The organism is Hansschlegelia beijingensis (assembly GCF_045505405.1).
Taxonomy (GTDB): Bacteria; Pseudomonadota; Alphaproteobacteria; order Rhizobiales; family Methylopilaceae; genus Methylopila; species Methylopila beijingensis_A.
Map to the genome: position 1 here is coordinate 1 of NZ_JBJKEX010000119.1, position 8085 is coordinate 8085.

The following is an 8085-nucleotide window of genomic DNA, read 5'->3' on the forward strand; positions in this document are numbered from 1 at the left end:
CAGGCTGATGAATGCGCGGCGCTCCGGCCGCCGCGCATTCATCAGCCGGCCGCGGGAAGGCCCAGGAGCCTCCCGGCCGCCGCAGGGCCGCGGCCCACCGAGAGTCCCCGGAACATAACCGACGCCGACCGGCTTCAGGCTCGATCGGCGGCCGAGCTCATCGAACCCGTTCATCACGGGACGGAATTCACCGTGATGACCAACGAGCCTCCGCTGGATGTCCAGCTGAAGAACCTCAAGAACTTAGAGCTCTTCGGCGGCCCGAAATCGCTGCCGGGGGATATCGTGTCAATCGGCGCTGAACTTTGGGTCTGACGCAGTTCTGATGATGCGTCCCGCTACTCGGCGCCGATGAGCCGGGCCTCGAGCAGGTCGAGTTTGGCGCGACCGTACATCTGGCGCTTGATGAGCTTGAGCTTCGTGATCTGGCCCTCGGTCTGTCCGTTGGACCACGGCTCGACAAGGGCCGCGCGGACAGCGGCTCGATCCCGGATCACGCCACGTGTGAAAGAGCCGAGCAGGCTGGATGAGGCGTCTGCGATCCAGGGATCGAGCTCCTGCGCAGCGTTGCGCCGGACCATGGCGTGGAAGCGATCGAGCAGGAAGCGCGCCTGCGCGAGTTCCGGCGCGGCCGCTTCGATCGACGCGACGAGGATCGCGTCGCCCTTAGTGAGCTGGTCGCGTTCGATCGTCATCGCCTTGGCGATGGTCTTCGCTGACGGCGCCCGTTGCAGTTGGCGAAGGTCTTTGGCTTCCGACCTCCTGCGTCTGGTCGCCCACTCTGTCACGACGCGGAGAGAGCCCTGGAAGCCGCGCCGCCGAAGACGCCGCCACAGCTCTGCGCCGTTGGCGCAGCCTTCGGTCCATTCGGCGTCCAGGACCGGCAGCCAGGCGTCGAGCGAGCTTTGTCGTGTCCGGAAGGCGTCGGCGTGCTCGCCGCGCAGGATCCTACGCACCGTGCCGCGCGCGAGCGCCGTCCGCCGGGCGATCGCCTTGATCGACAGTCCCTCGCGCGCCATGCCGAGAACGGCTTCGTCGGCTCTCGCGCGCCGCTGATACCCTTCGTACTGCAGCCGCTCTGCGGCCGTTAGCAGCTTCGGATCGATGCGAGTCGCGCCGAGCGCCCGGCGGATCGGCGTCATGGCGGCGCGGACAGCGTCGAGGAAGGCGGCGCTGGCGTTCTCCATCAGATGCCAACGGTCCGCGATCTGGACGGCATTGGGGAGAGCTCGCGCTGCCGCCTCGCCATAGCCTCCTCCGCGGTCACGGGCGACGACAGCGACGCCCGAATGATCGCCGAGCCATGCAGCGACGGTCGCGATCTCTCGGTCGGGCAACAGGGCGACAGGACGCCGTCGCTCGAGATCGACGACGATCGATCCGTAGCGACAGTTGCGGCGGAACGCCCAGTCATCAACGCCGACGACGCGCAACGGACCGTCTGGCCTCATCGTTCGTCTTCGCACGACTCTCAGGAGCGTGTCGTTGCTGACTGGCAGCATGAGCCGCCGGGCGAGGCCTGCTCCCGGCCGTCCGCCGAGCGCTAAGCCGAGATGATGGACGACAGCCTCCAGCCGTTCGACCCGGCGCGCTACATGCCCAAGGACACCGGCGAAGGGCTCGCCGAAGATCCGGCGCGGGCAACGCGCTTGCTCACAGACGAACCGTCGCGCCGTCAGGTGTAGCCGAACGGGACGCCCTCCGAACGGCAGGTCCGCGACATGACGAACATAGCGGCTATGGATCCGCCGCGCCGGCGAGGAGCAGTGGGGACACCGAGCGATCGCCGCCGGCGATCGGGCGCAAACCTCGATGGCCTCTGCTTCAACCTTCACCCGGTCCACGATAAGCCCGGCCGGCGCCAACGCGTTCGTTCGAAGGCCAAAGGCCATAGCGGTCCTCCTCCGCAATGCAGAGGCGAAGGCCAACACCCAACTTCATCGAGATTGAGTCAGACCCAAAATTCCACGCCGGATCACATGTTGGCCAATCTCAGCGCGCTGATGCGCCCCGGAGCATGCCTGTACTACAAGATCCCGAATGACTGGCGACCAGGAGCGTTCTGTCCGAAGGACACAAGAAGGTCTTCGGCATATCTCTGCTCGCTCCGGACTACTGGCCCATGTTCGTGAGCGCTCCCTTCCAGATTTATTACAGTAGGTGGGAGTATTTCGACGCGCTTTATGAGCGATACGGTTTCGAGATAAACGATTTCGTCAACATTCATGACGAAAGCGAGGAAATCACCAAACGCCACATAACCAATGACGTCGCGAGGATCCGACGGCGCCTCAAGCTGAAGAACTTTGAATCGCGGAAACAGCTGAGCGTCGCCCGGGACGCTTGCAACTACTACTTCTCGGAGATCGCGAGCGATCTGGCCGACGACCGCATGGGTTGGCGGCCCCTGTTCAAGAAGTATCGACAGACCTTCTGGGAGGGCGCGCTGACCTATCGCGGGGCGTAGAGCAGTCGACGGTCAGCTCGCGGGGACCGGCTCCAAGCCGTCCTTGCTCAGGCCCAGCATGCGATAGAGGTCAAGCGCCTGCGGCTTCGCCCCCGCGTCGCCACGATCAGGATCCGAGGGGACGGCCGGGCTCGCCAGATGAGACGCCGCCACCTCCTCGCCGTCACAGGAAACCGAAACATAGTTCGCGACGTCGGAGGCGTTCCGGCGACCAGCCTCGCTCAGGGCATCCTCGGCGTTGGTCGCTCTGAGGAACACGGAGCCAAGCTTGATCTCCTCCATGCCGGCCAGCAACCAGTAGGTTGCGGAGTACACGCCCGACACGCTCTCGCACATGGAGGGATCTCGAAGTCTTGAGGTGCGAACCAATCCGCCAAGAAAACTCGACGGAGGCTCAAACTGAGACAGTAAGGAATGCTCATTGAGCGGCACGTCGGGAGAATCGCAAGCAATAAACATTTGATCGCCCCCATACTAAATGCTGAAAGGCGCTCGATCCTGTATCGACGCGGGCGCCTTCAGCCAAGTCCCGCTCTTGCGGCGTCCGTCGGCGCTCCTGGCATGAGAGGGCCGGCGCGCGGGCTGGGTGGATGGTTCGGCCCACACCCGCTATCCGTTGGCGGCGGGGACGTACGCCGTGGCCCGGAGTGCGTGGGCGGAGCGGTCGGGAGAGCGATGATGGTGAAGATCGTAGCCGTGTTCATTCTCGGCCTGATCCTTACCCTGAGCGCGCTCCACTGGGTCTCGCTGACCTATGGGGTCGACGACGAGATCACCGTCCTCCTCGTCGTGAGTTTCGTCTACCTGACGGTCGGCACGGTGGTGATTTGCTCGATGGCGTCCGACGACTGAGCGCCGCGCCCGACTGACGGGGCGCCCCGCGCGGATTCCGCCAGATCGCAGATGGCGAAGTTCCTAGGAACTTGTGCCATCCTGAAACACCGATGGATACTGCGCGCACGGGTCGGCGCCATGAGGATACGCGGTCGTGACATCCCTGACGGACGATGAGCGGGCGCGGCTGCGGGCGGAGATCGACAGGGAACGGGGCGCGGCGCGGCGACACCGGGCGGTCGCCGCCGCGATGCGCGCCGACGCCGACATCATCGAGCGGATGGCCGTGCAAGCCGACGATCACGCCGACCGACTCGAGGCCCAGCTGCACGGTGAGCCGGATGGCGCGTGAGGCGGCCCCGGAGGGCTGCTGAGCTATCTTCTTCAGCGACGCCACGCGACCCGGGAACGGGCGCCTCGCGGACGTCAGCACCCAGCGTGAGGCTTCGAGCCGCTTCCTGCGGCCCTGCCCTTCCCTGCCGCTCTGATAGAGGCCAACCGAGCCTCGCCTTGGTGATCGGCGGGACGAGACGAGCGGCTAGCCCTCGGCGACCATTCACGAAGGGGTTCGCTCCCGAAGCCTTCCGCGAGGCGCGCGCTTTTGGGACTGGCGATTCGGGGCGGCGGCGTTTGCAGGACATGCGCCGCTGGCGGACTTGAGCGACCGCTGCGCTCCCACGGCGGAGAAGCCGAATCGCGCATCGGGGGTCGCCCTCGCCGCGTCCCGGTGGAGAGGCGACCGACGATCGAGTTCCGCCCTCGCGGAGCCGCGCCGCAAGGGCGTGGAACGTCGAGACGGAAAGCATATGAGGGAGGAAGTTCAGAATGCGCCGGTCCCGGAAGCCGGGACGGCGCTCTAGAGGTTCTGTCCAACCTCTAGAGAAAAAATGGCGGGAGTGACGGGACTCGAACCCGCGGCCTCCGGCGTGACAGGCCGGTAGGTTCCTGTGACTTATCAACGGGTGCTGACACTTCGGAGCGCCAGAAAGCGCCTCCATTTTCCGGAAAGTATCAACCGTGCTCCGCGTTCTCCTCGCCCTCGCATTGCTCGCATCCCCTGCCCTCGCACAGGATCCGCCGGGCGTGTTCGGTGACTATGCGCGCTCGGTCTCGGAGACCCGCGTGGTGGACGGGGATACCGTCGTCGTCGCCGGCGAACGAATCCGCCTCCGCTCGGAGGCCGGCCCGATCGACGCGCCCGAACTCGCCAAGGCGAAGTGCCCGCTCGAGCTGTTCCGGGCCGAGGCTGCGCGCGACAGACTGGCGGCGATCATCGCCAGAGGCGCCCGCGTCGTGGACACAGGCGAGCGCGACCGATGGCGGCGGCCGATCGTGCTGGTCTACGTGGACGGAAAGGACGTCGGTGCGCAGCTCGTCGCTGAGGGTCACGCCAAGCTATGGCCCAAGATCGGCGGCAAGATGCGACGAGAGAACAGGCCGGAGTGGTGCGGAGGGTAGGAGGCACGAATCAGGCGTGCGGAGGGCCGAGTCCCGGCGATGCGGGGAAGCGCTGCGCGAAGTTGGAGAGCCTGACTCGCCGCGCCACGCTTTGAACACCGTAAGCTGAACCCAGTTCCTAGCGGACCACAGGAAGGGCTCATAATGCAGTCGGACTCGAGCGGCGGTGCCGCAGCGATGATGTCGCTTTCACATAAGGAGGAGAGGCTCGACCTCATACGCGCCGCCCCCGCGGTTGGCCGGCAGCTGACACTCTTCCGCGGCTCATACCTCGACCTTCCAGTGATTAGGGTCGCGGCCACCTCCCTGCTCTACCGGGTCGCGAACGGCCGCCTTGTAGCGGAAATCGAGGAGTCCGCTCGGCAAAGAGGAACGAGCGCTGAGAACCTGAAGAACGCCGAGGCCGAGCCCGCCACGCAGGCTCTTCTTCACGCCCTCCTGGTTGAGAAAGCGCGCAGTCCCGCGGGACCCGTTTTTCAAGAGCTCGAGCGGTATGCGACGCAAACGGAGCCGCTGCTGATCTCGTCTGACGGCGTGGTCATCAATGGCAACCGACGACTAGCGGCGATGCGGGAGCTCCTTGCCGGGGACCGCGAGCGTTTCGCTGGTTTCAGTAGCGTCTCAGCAGTGCTTCTCCCGGATAGCGCGACTGAAGCCGATTTCGAGTTCCTCGAAGCCGCCCTTCAAATGGCGCCGGACGTGAAGCTCGCTTACGGATGGATCAACCGTAGGATCAAGCTCCGCCGACAAGTGGAAGTTTTGAACCTTCCCGTGCGCGAGGTGCTCGACGCCTACCGCTTCGCGTCCGAAGCTGACATGCGTGCCGAGGTCGCTGAGCTCGCCCTCGCGGAGCGGTACCTGAGTCACCGAGGGACGCCGGGGGCCTTCGGCGAGATCGCGCAGGAAGAGGCGCTCTTCAAGGGTCTGAGGCGACAGCTTGCCGACTTGGATCCGAAGCTCAGATCGACGTGGCAAGTGGCTGCGTTCGCGTTCATAGCTGGGCGCACCGCCATCCAGGCTCCAGTGGACCGCTACTTTCCATTCGCAGAGCCTGTTCCGGAGGGGCTGCCCGAGGAGACGCTTCGGCGTTTCGCTGCGGAGGCCAGGATCGGCGGATTGGCTGCCGAAGGATCATCACTATCGCCCGAAGTCCTCTCGGCTATCGAAGAGTATCTGGTCGATCGCCGCGACGAGCCTGCGACCGTGGCTGCCCATCTCTTTGAGATCATGGACAAGATCAGAACGGAGCACCGAGAGGGCAACGCTCCTCATCGCGCGATAAAGCAATTGGTTAAAGCCAAGAGTGCTCTTGGAGAGATCGAGATTGGCCGGATGTCGCCGAAACAGCTACGCCGTCTTCAGAGCGAGCTTGCAGCCATCCAAGCCCAAGTTGCGGCGCTGCTTGGCGACCATTACTCGCCGGCGAACCGACAGCCCCCAGCTGGAGTGCTCGACCGCCTCCTTGGAAGAAGGTGATGCGGACTACCCGTCCTGCTTCTCCCCGCGCGCGACGATCACCAGCGCATCATCCGGAAGCGGCCGCTGCAGCGCCTTCGCCTCATCCCAAGGGGCACGCACCCAGACGTCGATCTCCTCCGGCGTGGTGAGGATCACCGGCATGGCCTTCGGGTGGATTGGCGCGACCACCGCGTTCGGTTCCGTCGTGAGGAACCCGTAGACGTCGCAGGTGACCTCGCCCTCTGACTTCTTCCGGACGCAGCTCCAGTTCGTCCAGAGTCCGGCGAACACGCAGAGCGGCCGGCTTTCGTCGAGCGCGAACCACACCGGCCGCATCTTGCCGTCGGGCCCGCGCTCATACTCGGAAAAGGACGTCATCGGAACGAGCACCGGTTCGCAGGCCCAAGCCAGCGCCGCCAGTGCTGCGACGCGACGTTGCGGATGTTGGTCGTGCCGATGTCCGGCTCGGCCTTCAGCAGCGCCTGGAAGTCTATGGGCTGCCCCTTCTTCTCCAACGCCGCGGCGCGCTTCTTCGTCGCCTCGAAGATGGCGCGGCTGGAGGACGGCATGCCCCAGCGCGCGAGCGCGAGCTCCCGGCCCTCATCCGAGTTGCGGACGATCGGCGCCGGATAGTCGGGGAAGATCCCGGGCATGGGCGGCAGGTTGCCGGTGCGGTCCACGAGAGCCTTGGTCAGCTCCCGGATCGCCGTCTGGCCCTTGGTGACGCTGTAGAGGTTGCAGATGTGGACGGCCCCCACTTGTCAGGATGTAGCAGACTTTCTGACCTGATCGCTTGCTCTCAGATGTCCGGCCTGTTTGCGCGGAAAGAGACCGCTGGCCAAGATGGTGTTCGCTACGCACGCTCCAAGCACATCGGCGGCATTGTGAGTGCCGGTGTAACCTTCGGAATCTCGCGCGTATCGACCGACCGGCCATTCCATCTACTGCGTCCTGCAAGTTCATGGGCTTTCCGCCGAGCAACCTCGCCCGTCGGCGCCGATCTCGTATCAGGTGGGCATTGGGACCACCGGCCGGCTGTAGATGCCGCCCGTCATCATCAAGCGCCAGGCGATGCGCGCGAACTTGTTGGCGAGCGCCACCGCCACCAGCTTGGGTGGCTTGCGCTCGAGCAGCGCCGCAAGCCATGGCGTGGGCTTATGTCGTCCCTTTCGGACGTGCCTCAACAAGGCGGTGGCACCCACTATGAGCGTCGAGCGGAGCGCCGAGTCACCGGCCTTCGTGATGCCGCCATGCCTCTGGCGTCCGCCTGTCGGATGATCCTTAGGCGTCAGGCCCAACCAAGCTGCGAAGTCACGACCTGACCTGAAGATCTCCGGGGGCGGAGCCTTCATGCTCAGCATAGTTGATCCGATAGGCCCGACGCCGGGGATCGTCGCGATCCGTCGACTAACCTCATCCTCTCGATGCCACTTCATCAGCTTGGCCTCGATCTCATTAAGGCGAGCCTCGACCGCAGCGTACTCCTGCGCCTGGAAGCGGAAGAGATCCCGCGCCATCTCGGGGAGCGCTTCATCTTCAAGCACTCGCTTGATCAGCGCGTTGACGTTCTGCCGGCCGGCGGGGCCAATAATGCCGAACTCCGCCGCATAGCTCCTGAAGGCGTTGGAGAGCTGCGACTTCACGCTGACGAGGCGCTCCCGCACAGTCATCAGCATGCAGGCAGCCTGCCGCTCCTTCGACTTCACGGGCACGAACCGCATGCTCGGCCTCGTCACGGCCTCTGAACCGCTCCGGGATTCCCGGAGGCTCCAACTCCTGAGTAGGATGGAGCGATGACGAGCAAGACGACGAACAAGTTTTCGCCTGAGGTGCGCGCTCGCGCGGTGCGGATGGTGCTGGAGCACGAG

The 8085-nt window shown here is 65.1% G+C and carries 7 protein-coding genes and 3 pseudogenes; 6 read left to right on the forward strand and 4 right to left on the reverse strand.

Features of this window, described 5'->3' with window-relative positions; translation table 11 throughout:
- Positions 1-315: pseudogene (locus ACIKT0_RS09440) on the forward strand (hypothetical protein); the annotation flags it as partial.
- A gap of 23 nt (positions 316-338) precedes the next feature.
- Here the strand turns inward: ACIKT0_RS09440 and ACIKT0_RS09445 are convergent.
- Positions 339-1892 (reverse strand): ISL3 family transposase, encoded by a 1554-nt coding sequence (locus tag ACIKT0_RS09445; RefSeq protein WP_407105103.1) that lies wholly within the window; start codon positions 1890-1892, stop codon positions 339-341.
- 230 nt (positions 1893-2122) lie between these two features.
- Here ACIKT0_RS09445 and ACIKT0_RS09450 point away from each other — a divergent pair, with 230 nt between their 5' ends.
- A complete protein-coding gene (locus ACIKT0_RS09450) occupies positions 2123-2467 on the forward strand; it encodes a hypothetical protein (RefSeq protein ID WP_407105104.1) in 345 nt (114 codons plus the stop codon).
- A 12-nt stretch (positions 2468-2479) separates the two neighbouring features.
- On the opposite strand, the gene ACIKT0_RS09455 is transcribed toward ACIKT0_RS09450, so the two are convergent.
- Positions 2480-2803 (reverse strand): hypothetical protein, encoded by a 324-nt coding sequence (locus ACIKT0_RS09455; RefSeq protein ID WP_407105105.1) that lies wholly within the window; start codon positions 2801-2803, stop codon positions 2480-2482.
- A gap of 339 nt (positions 2804-3142) precedes the next feature.
- On the opposite strand from ACIKT0_RS09455, the gene ACIKT0_RS09460 reads away from it, so the two are divergent.
- The 4 genes from ACIKT0_RS09460 (at position 3143) to ACIKT0_RS09475 (ending at position 6235) form a co-directional block, all read left to right on the forward strand.
- Positions 3143-3319: a hypothetical protein gene (locus tag ACIKT0_RS09460; RefSeq protein ID WP_407105106.1), complete on the forward strand. Its 177-nt coding sequence runs from the start codon at positions 3143-3145 to the stop codon at positions 3317-3319.
- A 136-nt stretch (positions 3320-3455) separates the two neighbouring features.
- Positions 3456-3653, forward strand: a complete 198-nt coding sequence (locus tag ACIKT0_RS09465) for a hypothetical protein (RefSeq protein ID WP_407105107.1) — start codon at positions 3456-3458, stop codon at positions 3651-3653.
- 731 nt (positions 3654-4384) lie between these two features.
- Positions 4385-4759, forward strand: coding sequence for a thermonuclease family protein (locus ACIKT0_RS09470; RefSeq protein ID WP_407105109.1), 375 nt, complete (start codon positions 4385-4387; stop codon positions 4757-4759).
- A 144-nt stretch (positions 4760-4903) separates the two neighbouring features.
- The gene (locus ACIKT0_RS09475; RefSeq protein WP_407105110.1) at positions 4904-6235 is read left to right on the forward strand and encodes a hypothetical protein; all 1332 of its coding nucleotides are present in this window, start codon (positions 4904-4906) and stop codon (positions 6233-6235) included.
- A 6-nt stretch (positions 6236-6241) separates the two neighbouring features.
- Here the strand turns inward: ACIKT0_RS09475 and ACIKT0_RS09480 are convergent.
- Positions 6242-6960: pseudogene (locus ACIKT0_RS09480) on the reverse strand (SOS response-associated peptidase).
- A gap of 264 nt (positions 6961-7224) precedes the next feature.
- Positions 7225-7959 (reverse strand): annotated as a pseudogene (locus tag ACIKT0_RS09485) (IS110 family RNA-guided transposase); the annotation flags it as partial.
- Between the last annotated feature and the right edge of the window lie 126 nt (positions 7960-8085).